This window comes from Rhizobium sp. G187, assembly GCF_051549525.1.
Lineage (GTDB): Bacteria > Pseudomonadota > Alphaproteobacteria > Rhizobiales > Rhizobiaceae > Allorhizobium.
In genome coordinates this window covers 248,003-262,340 of sequence record NZ_JBPUGM010000005.1, presented here as the reverse complement: position 1 = coordinate 262,340, position 14,338 = coordinate 248,003, and the positions used below count along the sequence as shown (strand labels likewise).

Genomic DNA, 14,338 nt, shown 5'->3' with positions numbered 1-14,338 from the left:
TAGATGACAGATAGTTCCATTTCATTAGCGGATCGAGCGGCAGGCGCCGTGCTCGGAGGCCTCATCGGTGAGGCGCTGGGCGTCGGCGTCCACTGGTATTACGATCTGGAGCAATTGCATCGTGATCACGGTCCTTGGATCGATGACTATAAGAACCCGATGCCGGGCAGATATCACGAGGGCCTCAAGGCGGGCGAGATGTCGCAAATCGGCTACATCGCCGAAATGCTCCTGGACAGCGTCCTTGAACAGAAAACTTACAGCGAACGAGATTTTACCGCCAAGCTCGACGGTCAGCTCTTCCCGCTGCTTGACGGAAGCGCGATGAGTGGGCCCGGTGGATACACGAACCAATCCATCCGTGAAACATGGCGCAATCGGGTTCAGCATCGTCGAGAGTGGGGCCAGGTCGCCAGCCTCGCAGATACCACCGAAGGTGCGGAAAGAATATTTATCCTGGCGGCGCTTTATGCCGCCGATCCAGCGCGTGCGGCGACGGCTTGTCGTGACAATACTCTGCTCACCCAAAATGACACGACAGTTGTTGCCTTGACGACCGCCTTTTCAGCAGTGCTCTCGGCTGTCGTACGTGGCGTGCCGCTGAACGGTGAGATCAGCGCCTACCTGATGGATCTCGTTCGAGATGGTCAAATTCCATTTCATCACGTCACCTCAAAAGGGCTACAGCCTCCCGGTGTGGATGTCGCGGAAGCGCCCGTCGGCTCCAATTTTCCGTCTCCCGATGCCATTTTGGGTGTCTCGACGGTCGTTAAAACCGCTCAAGACAGCCTTATTCGCCTCGAGCCAGCTTCGAAGGTGGCCCAAGTCTATGGGATGCCTTGCGCCATTTATTATCAATTGCCAGCTGCGTATTATCTTGCCGCACGTTTTCCTGATGATTTTGAGACTGCAGTCTTGAGTGCCATCAATGGTGGCGGACAAAACCAGGCTAGGGCGGTGCTAACGGGTGCGTTGGCGGGCGCACAAGTCGGCCTGACCGGCATTCCCGTGCGTTTCATTCGCGGTCTCCAGCGGGGCGATGCGCTGCGGAAGAAGGCAGAAGAAATCGGCAAGCTTGCCGAAGCATTTCAGTTGGATGTCAGCGCTCGAAAATGCTGAACCAACTCAATTGGCTGCGGCAGTTCCTGGCATTGTCGGGCGGCTGTCAATCCCAAGTGACCTGGAACTGTTTGAACTGGTGGTTCATGCGCGTCGTGCCCGGCAGGGCGCGGCGCGCATTTTTTAATCCGAAGCCATTGTGAAAAGCCTGGATGATGTCCGGCGCTATTGTCTTTCCGGGTCGGGGGGGGCGTTCGGCTGCCGCCAGCGCGCCACTCTTGCAGCTCCCTGGATGGTGAAGGAGACTTGCTTCCACTGATGCCCGCTCTGAATGAACGTAGCTAGATTTATGTTGCGCCCTGTGCAATATATTTCACTCTGCGAAACGGTACGGGAGGCCCGCAGCAATGCAAGTTGAAGCAAAATCCAACATTATGGCGCCAGAAGAAAGCGAACAGCTGCAGCAGTTATACGCGGATTTCGACAATGAGCATCTGAAGCCGCTTTGGACGCAGATTGATGACCTTATGCCTGTCGTTCCCCACCCGAAGGCTCAGCCGCACGTTTGGAAATGGGCGATCTTGTATCCACTTGCGCGACGCTCGGGTGAGCTGGTGCCCGTTGGTCGAGGCGGAGAGCGGCGTGCGATCGGACTAGCTAATCCCGGCCTTGGCGGCCGCGCCTATGTTTCGCCCACCCTCTGGGCGGCTATTCAATACCTGGGGCCGCGTGAAACTGCACCGGAGCATCGCCATGCGCAGAATGCGTTCAGGTTCGTGGTGGAAGGCGAAGGTGTCTGGACGGTCGTCAACGGTGACCCCGTGCGCATGAGCCGCGGCGATTTCTTGCTGACTCCCGGTTGGCATTTTCACGGCCACCACAATAATACCGACCAGCCTATGGCTTGGATCGACGGTCTTGATATTCCATTTTCCTATCAGAATGACGTCGGTTTTTTCGAATTCGGCTCTGATCGTGTGACTGATTATGCGACGCCGCGCTATTCGCGGGGCGAGCGCCTCTGGTGTCATCCGGGACTAAGGCCGTTATCCGGTCTTGCTGACACCGTATCTTCGCCGATTGCTGCCTATCGATGGGAATATACCGATCGCGCTCTGACTGAGCAGTTGCTTCTGGAAGAGGAAGGGCAACCGGCAACGATGGAGCAGGGGCACGCAGCAGTTCGATACGTAAACCCGACGACCGGGGGGGACGTGATGCCAACAATCCGTGCGGAATTTCATCGCCTTCGTGCGGGAACGCAGACACCGGCTCGGCGCGAGGTGGGATCGAGTGTTTTCCAAGTCTTCGAAGGCCAGGGCGGCGTGGTCATGGGTGGTGTCGAGCATAAGCTGGACAAGGGAGATATCTTCGTTGTGCCGTCCTGGGTTCAGTGGTCCCTGCAGGCGGAGACTTCCTTCGACCTCTTCCGCTTCTCGGATGCCCCAATTATGGAACGTCTTGGTTTTGCGCGCACTTTTGTCGAGGGATTGCCGGAGAGGAGGGGCGGCGATGTGCCAGTCGCTTGACGAGGCGCGGCGTGACTTGCGAGATCGGCAAGGGCTCGGAGCGCGCTATGATTCCAGCGATGCACCCGCGCTCGACCTGTCACTTGCTCGCCTAGGTGCCGCCTATTTCTCCCGGAAGCTGAATGAATTGTCAGATCAGCAACTCGATCTACCCTCGCGTTTACCAGGGTGGTCGCGACGTCATCTTGTTGTCGAAAGCTGTTACCACGCACGCCATCTCGCACGACTGGTTGAGGCAGCGCGCACCGGGCGAAGTGAGGAAAAGCTCGATGATCCCGAGGCGCAGATCGAAGACGTTGATCTTGGCGCCAGCTTGCCACCCAACGCGCTACGTTATCTTTTTCATCATTCCCAAATACATCTCAATGTCGAGTGGAGGGATCTTGATGCCTTGGGCTGGCAGGCGAGCATTCGCAGTTTGCGTGGGGCGGTTATTCCTGTGCAAGATACGCCGTGGATGCGCGCAAAAGCAATCTGGTCCGCCGCCGTCAATCTCAATAGTGGCGGTTCGCGACGCGACTTTCCGGCAGAACTCGTCGCTCGATTGGATCAGATATAGGTCTGGATCGAAGTGGTCAGCAGCTACGCCTCACTTAGGATGACGGGGGCTTATTCCACCGCTTTTCGCTTGAGAGTTTGCCCACAAAAGCCAGGAGCGATTGCACCGCAGGATCCTGTGCAGAAAGGACTCGGTCCGAGGTGCTGATCACCGTGACGGCCGCTTCAGCCTCTCCCTGCCAGTTGGTGATTGGTGCAGCGACGGCACGGAGGCCGGGCACGAATCGTCCGTCTATCGTGGCGAATCCGTCACGCTTGACGGTTTCGATTACGCGTTCGATGCTTCCTGCACTGAGGTCTAGATCGGGCCAGCTCAACCCGCTCTCCAACGCTCTCTCCACCTCAAGGCGCAGGCGGGCCGCCGTTACTTGTCTCGGGAGGAATGCAAGCAGAGTTCGTCCGCTGGCCGAGGTCAGCAGCGGAAGGGTACTGCCGAGGCCGAAGGACGTCACCATCGGACTTGGTGCGCGACACCAACGTATCACGGTTGCGCCATTATTGCCCCAGACGCTGAGAAGTACGGTCATGCCGGTCTGTTCGGCAAGCTCGGGCAACTCGTCCGCTGCCAGGCTAACGACGTCGTTGCGCGCCAACGCGGCGAGGCCGAGCGTTGCCGCCGACGGCCCCAATTCGTATCGACCGGACTTGGTTGCCTGTTTAACGAGCCCTGCATGTATAAAACTTGCAAGGTAGCGGTGAACCTTGCTGGAGGGCATCGAAACTGCTCGTGCGAGATCGATCAGAGCGACAGGCCCATCAAAGTCTGACAAGGCGCGAAGCACAACCAGTGCTGCATCTAGCGCCTGGATGCCGCCTCTTGCGTTCCCGTTGTTCGGGCCTTCCGCGTCGTCGTCGTCATTCATGTCATCCGCCTCTTGAATTCAGCTGCAATGGGAGCGCCGCGAAGCCCGTTTGGAGTTAGTGTTGCCCATGCGCGCAATTCATAGCCTTCTGCCACCAGCTTATCACCGGATATTATGCGATAGTCGACGCGAAATCGCCTCTCCTCCCACACCATGATTTTTGCCTCCACACGAATGGTCTCGTCATAGCGAACCGGAGCCCGAAATTGCATTCCGGCGTCAGCTAACGGTGTTACCGCGCCGAATTCGGTCTGAACCTGCCGCTGGCCCAGTCCGCGCGACTTCAAAAGACGCTGAAAAGTGCAGTCCAACCAGTAGAAGTAATTTGGGTAAAAAACGATTCCAGCCTCATCGCAATCTCCCCATTCCACCTCAAAGTCAGAAAAGAAGACGCTCATATAATTTCACCTCGTAAAATAGATTGCGCTGTACGCAATATGCGGTATCTTTCTTAAAACGCAATTGTGGAAGGAGGATCCGCATGGCTCGCGTCGCAGTTCTCGGGGGAGGGCCGGGAGGCCTTTATTTCGCCTATCTGTGGAAGACCCGGCATCCGGAAGATTTTGTTCAAGTCATCGAGCAGAATCCGGAAGGCGCCACCTTCGGCTTCGGTGTGGTTTTTTCGTCCCGTGCTATGGATTTTCTGCGTGCAGATGATCCTGAGACGGCGGATGTCATTGCCGCCCGGATGCAGACTTGGTCAGACATGGTCCTGGTCCATCGAGGTGAAACGGTCACGATCGACGGGGTGGGGTTTTCGGCCATAGGGCGTCTTGAGCTGATCCTGTTGATGACGGAACGCGCCCGGGCTGCTGGTGTTGTCCTGTCGTTTGGAACCACCCTGCAGTCGCTCGATGCCGTATCTGATTTCGATCTGATCGTAGCTGCCGACGGCGTGAACTCATTGGTGCGCCGCAGTTTTGAAGGGGACTTCCAGACGTCCGTCTCCTACCTTGACGAGAAATTTGCCTGGTTCGGAACCACCAAACGCTTCGAGGCGCTTACACAGACGTTCGTCGAGACTGAGCTCGGCACCTTCAATGCTCATCACTATCGGTACTCGCCGAGCATGAGCACATTCATTGTCGAGTGTGATCGTGCAAGTTGGCTTAAAGCCGGTTTCGACCATCTCGCCCCGGACGACGTTAAGTCCCGATGCGAAGAGATATTTGCAGACGCCTTGGATGGGCATGCGCTGGTCGCCAACAAATCTAACTGGCGCAATTTCCCATGGATCTGGAGCGCCCGGTGGTCCCATCGCAACATGGTGCTGCTGGGTGACGCCCTGCATACCGCCCACTACTCCATAGGTTCAGGCACACGTTTGGCGCTCGAAGATGTTCTGGCGCTTGTAAAGTCCCTGGAGGCTCATCCCGGCCAAATTCGTGAAGCTCTCGAACATTATCAGGCGGTGCGCCAGCCGGTGGTCGAGAAACTGGTGCGCGCGGCACGCGACAGTGCTGCCTGGTATGCGGATTTTCCGCGCCACATGAGGCTGTCGCCAATCGAGTTTGCCTACAGCTACATCACCCGGTCCGGACGCATCGACGATGAGCGGTTGCGAGCCATGTCGCCCGGCTTCATGCAGCGTTACGACGCTTTTCGATCGCGTACGGCCGCATGAATGGAGGACGGAGGGATGATCATGCAAGCCAAGTTTCATACGGCGGTCAGTGATGTTATCCGCGACAGTGTTCCACGCGACGCCGCTGGCGCCCGGGAGATCGGGTTCGACCTGCCGGAGGTCTACAATGCCAGTGCTATACTGTTCGACAATCTGGGGCGCGGGCGCGCCAATCATATCGCGGTGACGGGGCCGGCAGGGACGCGCACCTATGCCGAACTCTGTGCCGATGCCTGTCGATTTGGCAATGCCTTGCTGGCGACCGGGCTTGAACAAGGCGATCGCATTCTTCTATTTCTCGATGACACGCCGGTCTATCCCGCGGCGCTGTTCGGCGCTCTTCGCGCAGGGCTTGTGCCGTTGCTGATCAATACGCTGACGCCGCCCGATCTCCTGAATTTCTATCTTCGGGACGCCTCAGCACGTCTAGCTATCGTAGAGTCGGAGTTTGCTTCGCGATTTGACAGCGTTGCGTGCCAGGATACCGTACTCCAGACTCTCGTGGTGGTGAATGGGTCGCTGCCACAGGATTGCCCAGTCCCGGTCATGGATGCGCAGGCGTTTCTTCGTGACGCTGCAACCACGCTTGATGTCGCACAGACCCGGCGCGATGACATGGCGTTCTGGCAGTATTCATCCGGGTCGACCGGCAAGCCGAAGGGCATCGTGCACCTGCAACACGATCTCGCCTACACTGCTCAATCGTTTGGACGTCATGTTCTGGAGATGTCGTCGGAGGCTATTTGCTTCTCCGTGCCGAAGATCTTCTTTGCGTATGGTCTCGGTAATTCGCTCACCTTCCCATTCTCGGTGGGCGCTACGAGCATCCTCGTTCCTGGGCAGCCCAAGCCTCATCTGGTTTTCGATGCCATCAGACAGTTTAGGCCGACGCATTTCTTCGGTCTGCCAACGTTGTATACCGCGCTTACAGCTTCGCCAGAAGCGGCCGGAGCTGATCTTTCCAGCCTGAAGCTGTGCCTCTCGGCCGCCGAGGTACTTTCTCACGAGGTGGCAGAGGCGTGGCGTGCGCTCTCCGGTCTGGACATCGTCGAGGGCCTCGGTTCCACGGAAGTGCTGCATATTTATCTGTCCAATACCCAGGATGCCCGCCGACCGGGATCTGCAGGGCGCCGGGTTCCGGGGTACGAGGTATCGCTCCGCGATCTCGACGGCCGCGAGGTCGGCCACGGAGAAAGTGGAGTTCTGTGGGTGCGTGGGGACTCCAATTCCCCGTTTTACTGGAACCGGCCTGACAAAACAGCCGAGACGATGCGGGAGGATGGGTGGATCTACACGTCGGATCGCATGAAGCGCGATAGTGATGGATTCTATTACTTTCTCGGCAGATCTGATGAGTTTGTGAAGGTGTCCGGCCAGTGGGTTTATCCGCTGGAGGTCGAGCTTTGTCTCGCTGATCATCCTTTGGTGCGGGAATGTGCGGTTCTGGCAGTAGAGCTGGCTGACCGGCGAATGACGCTCCAGGCATTCGTGGTGCTTGAGAGGGATGCGCCGGCTGAGGCTGCTGCGGCGGACACGTTGAAGCAATATGTGAAAGCGACCCTTCTTCCATACAAGTATCCACGCAGTGTGGTCTTCCTGGACGAACTTCCAAAGACCGGAACCGGGAAGATTGACCGGCAGGGATTGAAGGCTCTCGATCTTGCCCATTGTCGGGTCCACTGACGCCCGCAGCGCGAAAAATGAAACGACCCGTCTTCAAGCATGTGAGGGGTCCCGCTTGGATTGATATCAGCGGCACGCCATCCATGACACAAAGAGAGGAAGCTCCATGACCATGTTCGAATTCGATCCGCCTTTACCTGCTTCTGTTGCCATTCATGATAGCGAAAGCCGATTTCCGGTGCGGCGCATTTTCTGCGTCGGGCGCAATTATGCGGCTCATGCGCGGGAGATGGGAAAGGATCCAGACCGCGAGCCACCCTTCTTCTTTACAAAGCCGGCCGATGCCGTAGTCGATAGTGGCAGCAGTATTCCCTATCCGCCTGAAACCGAAGATTTCCACTATGAGATCGAGCTCGTAGTGGCGATCGGTCAGGACTGTTTCGATGTTGCACTGGACCGCGCGCTGGACGTTGTCTGGGGCTACGGTGTCGGTATCGATCTGACCCGTCGCGATTTGCAACTGGCGGCGCGGGACAAGGGGCGCCCCTGGGACTGGGGCAAATCCTTCGATCAGTCCGCGCCAATCGCCCCGCTGCATCGGGCAACTGTCCTCGGGCATCCAGCCACTGGCCGCATCTGGCTGGCGGTTAATGGCGACGTGCGTCAGGATGCCAATATTGCCGATTTAATCTGGGGTGTTCCGGAAATCGTCTCCATCCTATCCCGATCCATGGCCTTGAAGCGCGGCGATATCATCATGACAGGTACGCCTGCCGGCGTTGGTGCGATCGTGCCGGGTGATAAGGTGACGGGCGGCATTGAAGGTCTTGGCCAAATCGCCATCGACATCACGCCGGCTGTGGCCAGCAGAAGGGCTGGGGAGGCCGCATGAACCGCCCTGTCCTGCATAATTACTTTCGCAGTTCGACATCCTACCGCGTGCGCATAGCGCTGACAATGAAGGGGATCGACTACGACTATGATGCGTTTCATCTGCGCCGCGGCGAGCAGCGTTCGGAGCGCTTCCTTTCGCTCAACCCCCAAGGCCTGGTCCCGGCGCTCACCTGGTCGGATGGACACGTCTATACGCAATCGCTGTCAATTATCGAGTTTCTCGATGAGCTCGTGCCCGAGCCACCGCTCTTGCCAAAAGATCCCGTCGAGCGTCAGCGCGTTCGCAGTCTGTCGCAGATTGTCGCTGTGGATATTCACCCGATCAACAATCTGCGTGTGCTGGCTTATCTCAAAGACCATTTCAGTGCCGACGAGACGGCGCAGGCAGAATGGTTCCGTCACTGGGTGGCAGAAGCGTTCAATGCGCTTGAGCAGCGTTTGTCCGGGGAGGCAGAGACGGGGCGCTACTGCCACGGTGACACCGTGACGATGGCAGATCTTTGTCTGGCTGCGCAACTGACCAACAACAAGCGTTTTGGCGTGGATATGCAGCCATATCCGACCATCCGCCGGATCGGCGCTGCGCTGGATGAAGTCGAGGCTTTTCGACGCGCTGCGCCGATCAATCAGCCGGATAATGAATAGCATGCAACCACCAATTCTGTGGAGGCAACGCAGGCAGTGAGTCCCGCACTGGCTTGCGAGTGGGGAGCGACTTTGCTGAACTTGTTTTGTTTATATTTTTAGCGTTTCCGTATGTGTAGAAATTATGTCATTTGTGAAAGTAAAAAATCCCATTAATGCATATTTATTCCGGTTATTTTCATGTTTATAATTTTTAAATATTATCTAATCGAGCAGTGCGCTGAATTTTATTGATTTTCCCGTCGCCTTAAATATTGCGTGCGTGATAATTAAGAACCAAGGAGGAACAAGTGGATACCTATCTTTACATTGACAATGAAGAACAGGCGGCCGGGACAGGGGCGACTTTCGAGCGGCGCAGTCCCGTTTCAGACCAAGTCGTTTCCAGGGGTGCGGCTGCTGATGTGGGCGATGCCCTGCGTGCAGTTGAAAGTGCGCAGGCCGCCTTTCACACATGGAAGAACTCTGGCCCATCAACGCGACGCACTATGCTGCTTAAAGCTGCAGACGAGATCGAGGCGAGGGCTAACGACTTCGTGATGGCGATGGCTTCCGAGGTCGGCGCGAATGAATTGTGGTCGCGATTCAATGTGATGCTGGCGGCGAATTTGTTCCGAGAAGCGGCTGGCCTTGCGACACAGCTGCAAGGTGAGACGATTCCGACCGATAAGCCGGGTGCCTTGTCCATGACAATTCGCCAACCGGTGGGGGTCATCCTCAGCATCGTGCCATGGAATGGCCCCGTTGTTCTCGCAGCCCGAGCGATCGCTTATCCATTGGTCTGCGGCAATACTGTAGTGTTCAGGGCATCCGAGACAAGCCCGAGAACGCACCAGCTCATCGTTCAGGCGGTCCATGCTGCAGGTTTTCCGGCAGGCGTGCTGAATTTTCTGACGAATGACCCGAAAGATGCAGCAGATGTCGTGGATGCTCTAATTGCACATCCGGCGGTCCGGCGGGTCAACTTTACCGGGTCCACCCATGTCGGTCGGATCATTGCGGAAAAGGCAGGTCGCCAGCTGAAGAGATGCCTTCTTGAACTCGGAGACAAGTCGCCGTTGGTCGTTCTCGACGACGCAGATCTGGATGGGGCCGTATCTGCAGGGATCTTCGGAGCATTTCTGTATCAGGGGCAAATCTGCATGTCGACGGAGAGGATCATCGTCGCCGACAGCATTGCCGATCAGTTCGTCGTCAAATTTGCAGAGCGTGCGAAGGCACTGCCCGCTGGTGATCCTTCGAAGGGAGGTTGCGTGCTTGGGCCGGTTATCAACCAGAACGCCGCTTTGCGCCTCAAGGCTTTCATCGATGATGCTGTTGGCAAAGGGGCAAGGCTCGTTGCTGGCGGTGCGCCGGATGGGGCGATTTTGCAGGCGACGGTGCTTGATCACGTAACGCCGGACATGCGGATCTATTCGGAAGAGACCTTCGGTCCGGTGGTATCAATCATCCGTGCGAAAAACACGGAAGATGCAGTTCGCATTGCAAACGACACGGAATATGGCCTCTCAGCTGCGGTTTTCGGAGCGGATGTCAATCGAGCCATCGACGTTGCCCTGCGGATTGACACTGGGTCTATTCACATCAATGGCGCGACAGTCGCAAACGAGGCGCAGGCTCCGTATGGCGGCACGAAGGCAAGTGGTTTTGGTCGTTTCGATGGCCGGGCGGTGATCGATGAATTCACCGAACTGAAATGGCTCACCATCGAGAGCAGTCGGCAGATGTACCCATTCTAAAACTGTGAACACGGGCCGGTCATTCGCCGGCCCGCGAACAGGCTGTCAACTAGCGTCGGTGCGAATGAGGAAATTCGTCGGCATTCGTTTTGGAGGAGAACGAAGGCCCTGGTTGACTGCCTGCCATATGGATCGAGGTGTCTTTTAATCTTGGGAGGAATAAATGACAGACTATCGTTACATGCAGCTTGAGAAGCTTGAACGTTCTCTGGTCGCCGGGCGTATCAGCCGAAGAGGTTTCATACAGGCTGCCTTGGCAACCGGCATTGTTGCGGCCGCGGGGGTCGAGGCTCTTGCGGATGAGTTAGACGCCATTCGCGCCAATCAGGACAAGCGACGAGCATCCCTGGCTCGGTCCTATGATTACATTGTGGTGGGTGCCGGCAGTGCTGGCTGTGCGCTGGTCGGTGCGCTTGCTCAGAATGCAGCGGCACGGATCCTGGTGCTGGAGGCAGGAGACTGGGATACTGCCCCTTCGATCCAGGATCCACGCGTCTGGTTTACCAATCTGGGAACGGAGAGAGATTGGGGTGATGTCTCCATTGCCTCTCCCAGTGTGAACAACCGTGCGATCCCGGAGCATACCGGTCGTGTCGTCGGCGGTGGCAGCAGCATCAATGCGACAATCTGGGCTCGGCCGTTTAAGGCGGATCTCGACCACTGGGCGTCCGAGGCGGGCGATCCGATGTGGGGGTATTCGCATGGCCTGGACATCTTCAAGAGCGTCGAGAATTGGCAAGGAGCGCCCAATCCCAAGTATCGCGGTACGGGTGGTGCCGTATGGGTGCAGCCGGCACATGATCCGCTGCCATTGGCGTTGCAAGCGCTGGAGGGCTGCCGCGAAACCGGTCTGCCTGTCGTCGATGACTTGAATGGTGAGCGGGAGGAAACGGGCAACGGGTTTGGCCTGATGAACCAAATCATCAAGGATGGAAAGCGCCAGAACATGGCGAAGGCTTTTCTCTATCCGGTGCTTGACCAGGACAATGTCACCCTGCTTGTCGGTGCGCATGTCCAGCGCATTATCCTGGAGGGTGACCGGGCTGTCGGGGTGGAGTATATAAAGGACGGTACGCCGGTCACGATTATGGCAGAGCGTGAGATCATCTTGTCGTCGGGGGGCTTCAACACGCCGCAGATCCTGATGTTGAGTGGCATTGGTGATGAGGCCGATCTGAAGGCGGTGGGTATCAAGACGCTGGTGAGTTCGCCCGAAGTCGGCAAGAACGTTCAGGATCACATCCTGCACGGAGGATGCCTGTTCGAGGCGCCGAGCGCTTTCGAGTATCGCAACAGCGCGGCGAATGTATCGGGGTACTACAAAACCGATTCAGCGCTCGAGCTGCCGGATGTCAGTGTCGTTCAGATCGAGATTCCGTATGCAAGCGATGTGATCGGCAAGGAATATGCGCCGCCGCCGACAAGCTGGGCCCTGTGTGCAGGTTTGGTGGCGCCCAAAAGTCGAGGGACGGTAAAGCTAAAGTCCGCCAACGCCTCGGATCGACCCATCGTCGACATGCAATTCCTCAGTCATCCGGATGACGTCAAATCACTTGCATCGAGTATCGAAATCGCTCGTTCCATAGCCAATTCGAAGGCCATGAAGGACTTTGTCGTGCGAGAAGTGGCGCCTGGAAGGAAACTCGAAGGTCAGGAGCTTGAAACTTTCATCAGGAACGGAGCAACGACCTATTTTCACTCCTCCGGTGCCTGCCGAATGGGGAAAGACAATCAGGCTGTGGTGGACGCCAAGCTGAGGGTCAATGGTGTGCGCAATCTGCGCATAGCCGATAGTACCATCATGCCACGGATCGTATCCGTCCCCACCATGCCTGCCTGTGTCTTCATCGGCCGTCGCATGGCTGAAATTCTCGAAGCCTAAGTGATTGAATGGCAAGCCGCTGACCAATGGTCGGCGGCGTTGCATTTCTGACCCGCTTCCTTCGAAAATCTGCAGCCGCCAGATGCGTCTGCAAATGAGCTGTTCAGTCCGGTCCTGTCGATCAGAGCCGGGCTGTAGCCTCTCTGAGCAGGGACAGATCGATGAAGCGTTCCGGATTTGCGGCGGGGCGGTTCGTCAGTTTGGCAAGTTCGAGCATTCGAGTGATTTGGTCTTCCTCGATGACAAGCCTGCCGGAGCCGCCCGGGGCGAACGTCAGCTTGCTTGTCAGGTCTGATTTTCTTCTTTCGACCTCGTATTCCAGGCCGTAATCCTGCCCATAGGTGTCGACGATGTGCTGGATGGAAGTGTCGGGAGCAGCATCATGCTTCTGCCAGCCGCGCAAAAGCGCCTCGAAGTAGTCGACGAGCAGGCTGCGGTTCTCGGTCAAGAAGCGACGGCTGACGACCGTGAGCGTTTCCGGGATGTTGTAGCCAAGGTCCATGAACGATGCCAGGATGAAATCCTTGTCGCGCTGTAGGCCTCTTGCTTCAAGTTCAAGCGGCTGGTTCACTACGAAACATAGATACCCGTCACCGTCGCCGGCAAAGAGCGGGTCTGCAGAAAAGCCTGTAGGAATTACCTTGTAGTCCGGCTTGACGCCGGCAAAGGCCAGCATCCCGTCAAAGATCACGCTGAGCGCCGGATCCTGTATCATCATGGTCTTGCCATTGATGTCGGCTGCCGTGCGGATCGGCTTCGTCGGAAGTGAGAGGATGCCACCCGGGCTCTGGGGGAATTCCGCGGCAATGATGACGAGGTCGTTGTCCTTGTTGATTGCATCGAGCGTAGAGAGCCAAGTGCCAGCGGCTATATCGGCTTTTCCTGCTGCGAGGAGAACGAGAGGGGCGGGTGCATTCGGTCCGCCCGGTGTGAAGTCAACCTTCAGCTTCTTTTCTTCGAAAAGGCCGGTCTGAATTGCGGAGAAAAGGCCGGCATATTGGACGCTTGGTATCCAGTCCAATGCGAGGTTCAGAGTTCTTGTATCCGCAGCATTTGCCGATTTAGGGACTTGAGACGAGAGAAGTGCGGCTGAGCTCAGAGCCAGGAACTGGCGGCGTGTAGGAATGAAATTGCGCATGAACTGGCTCCGTTGCTTAAAAATTATGCTACTGGCTTTTCGCCCACAAGATAAGCATTGCATGCGCCAATTTATTGTCAAGACGCAAATTAACTCTGCTGATTATTTCAAGAAAAGCCTGAAATATCAGATTGATAGATGAAAAGGTATCAAAATTGATAAGGTGCTTGACTAATTTTGTTTTCTCGACGAGGGTGGGCGAAACCGCGAATGAGGTGCGCTGTGGCCATCGAAATTATCGTGTTCAGTGGGGCGACCCACAGGCCTTCAAAGACGACGACGCTCCTGCAGGCGCTCGCTTCCGAATGCAAAAAAATTCCGGAGGGAGGATTCAATATATCCACCTTCGATTTGCTTGATGTGGGCCTTGAATTCGGCGCCGCGATTAATCGCGATGAACTTTCTTCGAAGGCTCGAGCTATTATCGATGCGGTGGAGATCGCTGACGGATTGATCGTGGGCAGCCCTGTCTACAAGGGCGCATATTCCGGTTTGTTCAAGCATTTCTTCGATTTTGTCGATCCGCTTGCGCTCTTGCGAAAACCTGTCTGTTTGGCTGCGTGCGGAGGTGGGCATCGCCATGCCCTTGTGGTGGAACAGTTCCTACGCCCACTCTTCGGTTTCTTTGGTGCACTTACCGTTCCCACATCGGTTTATGCAGCAGACAGCGATTTTCATCAGTATCGGCTTTGCGAGAGCGGAGTGACAGAGCGAGTGGCGCAAGCCGCCTTCGAATTCACCCATCTCGTGCGATCACAATTTTAAAACTCAACAAATCAGAGGG

At 56.7% G+C, this 14,338-nt stretch carries 13 protein-coding genes; 10 read left to right on the top strand and 3 right to left on the bottom strand.

Annotation, left to right across the window (positions count from 1 at the left end):
• Nucleotides 1–3 precede the first annotated feature (3 nt).
• The 3 genes from ACSV9I_RS16235 to ACSV9I_RS16225 all read left to right on the top strand — a co-directional run bounded on the left by ACSV9I_RS16235 (nucleotide 4) and on the right by ACSV9I_RS16225 (nucleotide 3,147).
• Entirely contained in the window at nucleotides 4–1,119 is a 1,116-nt protein-coding gene (locus ACSV9I_RS16235) for an ADP-ribosylglycohydrolase family protein (RefSeq protein WP_438329901.1), read from the top strand.
• Between the two features lie 347 nt (nucleotides 1,120–1,466).
• Entirely contained in the window at nucleotides 1,467–2,588 is a 1,122-nt protein-coding gene (locus ACSV9I_RS16230) for a cupin domain-containing protein (protein ID WP_438329900.1), read from the top strand.
• Complete coding sequence (locus tag ACSV9I_RS16225) at nucleotides 2,572–3,147, top strand: maleylpyruvate isomerase N-terminal domain-containing protein (RefSeq protein WP_438329899.1); 576 nt, start codon at nucleotides 2,572–2,574, stop codon at nucleotides 3,145–3,147. Before ACSV9I_RS16230 ends, ACSV9I_RS16225 begins: the two co-directional genes overlap by 17 nt.
• Before the next feature lie 34 nt (nucleotides 3,148–3,181).
• Here the strand turns inward: ACSV9I_RS16225 and ACSV9I_RS16220 are convergent, their stop codons facing one another.
• Together ACSV9I_RS16220 and ACSV9I_RS16215 are read right to left on the bottom strand one after the other, a co-directional pair.
• Nucleotides 3,182–4,009, bottom strand: a complete 828-nt coding sequence (locus tag ACSV9I_RS16220; protein WP_438329898.1) for an IclR family transcriptional regulator — start codon at nucleotides 4,007–4,009, stop codon at nucleotides 3,182–3,184.
• Nucleotides 4,006–4,407 carry an acyl-CoA thioesterase gene (locus ACSV9I_RS16215; RefSeq protein ID WP_438329897.1) on the bottom strand — a complete coding sequence of 134 codons (402 nt, stop codon included), beginning with the start codon at nucleotides 4,405–4,407 and terminating at the stop codon, nucleotides 4,006–4,008. The genes ACSV9I_RS16220 and ACSV9I_RS16215 overlap by 4 nt, the downstream gene beginning before the upstream one ends.
• Before the next feature lie 83 nt (nucleotides 4,408–4,490).
• On the opposite strand from ACSV9I_RS16215, the gene ACSV9I_RS16210 reads away from it, so the two are divergent.
• From ACSV9I_RS16210 to ACSV9I_RS16185, 6 genes are all read left to right on the top strand, one after another.
• Nucleotides 4,491–5,633, top strand: coding sequence for an FAD-dependent monooxygenase (locus ACSV9I_RS16210; RefSeq protein WP_438329896.1), 1,143 nt, complete (start codon nucleotides 4,491–4,493; stop codon nucleotides 5,631–5,633).
• Between the two features lie 15 nt (nucleotides 5,634–5,648).
• Nucleotides 5,649–7,316, top strand: coding sequence for a benzoate-CoA ligase family protein (locus tag ACSV9I_RS16205; RefSeq protein WP_438329895.1), 1,668 nt, complete (start codon nucleotides 5,649–5,651; stop codon nucleotides 7,314–7,316).
• Between the two features lie 106 nt (nucleotides 7,317–7,422).
• On the top strand, nucleotides 7,423–8,148 hold the full coding sequence (locus ACSV9I_RS16200) for a fumarylacetoacetate hydrolase family protein (protein ID WP_438329894.1): 726 nt from the start codon (nucleotides 7,423–7,425) through the stop codon (nucleotides 8,146–8,148).
• Entirely contained in the window at nucleotides 8,145–8,795 is a 651-nt protein-coding gene (gene maiA / locus ACSV9I_RS16195; protein WP_438329893.1) for a maleylacetoacetate isomerase, read from the top strand. The genes ACSV9I_RS16200 and maiA overlap by 4 nt, the downstream gene beginning before the upstream one ends.
• A gap of 290 nt (nucleotides 8,796–9,085) precedes the next feature.
• Complete coding sequence (locus tag ACSV9I_RS16190; protein ID WP_438329892.1) at nucleotides 9,086–10,534, top strand: aldehyde dehydrogenase; 1,449 nt, start codon at nucleotides 9,086–9,088, stop codon at nucleotides 10,532–10,534.
• A 163-nt stretch (nucleotides 10,535–10,697) separates the two neighbouring features.
• Nucleotides 10,698–12,416 carry a GMC family oxidoreductase gene (locus tag ACSV9I_RS16185; RefSeq protein ID WP_438329891.1) on the top strand — a complete coding sequence of 573 codons (1,719 nt, stop codon included), beginning with the start codon at nucleotides 10,698–10,700 and terminating at the stop codon, nucleotides 12,414–12,416.
• 121 nt (nucleotides 12,417–12,537) lie between these two features.
• Here the strand turns inward: ACSV9I_RS16185 and ACSV9I_RS16180 are convergent, their stop codons facing one another.
• Nucleotides 12,538–13,635 (bottom strand): ABC transporter substrate-binding protein, encoded by a 1,098-nt coding sequence (locus ACSV9I_RS16180; RefSeq protein WP_438329890.1) that lies wholly within the window; start codon nucleotides 13,633–13,635, stop codon nucleotides 12,538–12,540.
• Nucleotides 13,636–13,776: 141 nt separating this feature from the next.
• Here ACSV9I_RS16180 and ACSV9I_RS16175 point away from each other — a divergent pair, with 141 nt between their 5' ends.
• The gene (locus ACSV9I_RS16175) at nucleotides 13,777–14,319 is read left to right on the top strand and encodes an NAD(P)H-dependent oxidoreductase (protein WP_438329889.1); all 543 of its coding nucleotides are present in this window, start codon (nucleotides 13,777–13,779) and stop codon (nucleotides 14,317–14,319) included.
• Nucleotides 14,320–14,338: the final 19 nt, after the last annotated feature.

What these genes read in the sequence shown, in the direction of transcription:
- ACSV9I_RS16235 (WP_438329901.1), top strand. Translation starts at nt 4, where the DNA reads ATGACAGATAGTTCCATTTCATTAGCGGATCGAGCGGCAGGCGCCGTG.
- ACSV9I_RS16230 (WP_438329900.1), top strand. Translation starts at nt 1,467, where the DNA reads ATGCAAGTTGAAGCAAAATCCAACATTATGGCGCCAGAAGAAAGCGAA.
- ACSV9I_RS16225 (WP_438329899.1), top strand. Translation starts at nt 2,572, where the DNA reads ATGTGCCAGTCGCTTGACGAGGCGCGGCGTGACTTGCGAGATCGGCAA.
- ACSV9I_RS16220 (WP_438329898.1), bottom strand. Translation starts at nt 4,009, where the DNA reads ATGAATGACGACGACGACGCGGAAGGCCCGAACAACGGGAACGCAAGA.
- ACSV9I_RS16215 (WP_438329897.1), bottom strand. Translation starts at nt 4,407, where the DNA reads ATGAGCGTCTTCTTTTCTGACTTTGAGGTGGAATGGGGAGATTGCGAT.
- ACSV9I_RS16210 (WP_438329896.1), top strand. Translation starts at nt 4,491, where the DNA reads ATGGCTCGCGTCGCAGTTCTCGGGGGAGGGCCGGGAGGCCTTTATTTC.
- ACSV9I_RS16205 (WP_438329895.1), top strand. Translation starts at nt 5,649, where the DNA reads ATGATCATGCAAGCCAAGTTTCATACGGCGGTCAGTGATGTTATCCGC.
- ACSV9I_RS16200 (WP_438329894.1), top strand. Translation starts at nt 7,423, where the DNA reads ATGACCATGTTCGAATTCGATCCGCCTTTACCTGCTTCTGTTGCCATT.
- maiA (WP_438329893.1), top strand. Translation starts at nt 8,145, where the DNA reads ATGAACCGCCCTGTCCTGCATAATTACTTTCGCAGTTCGACATCCTAC.
- ACSV9I_RS16185 (WP_438329891.1), top strand. Translation starts at nt 10,698, where the DNA reads ATGACAGACTATCGTTACATGCAGCTTGAGAAGCTTGAACGTTCTCTG.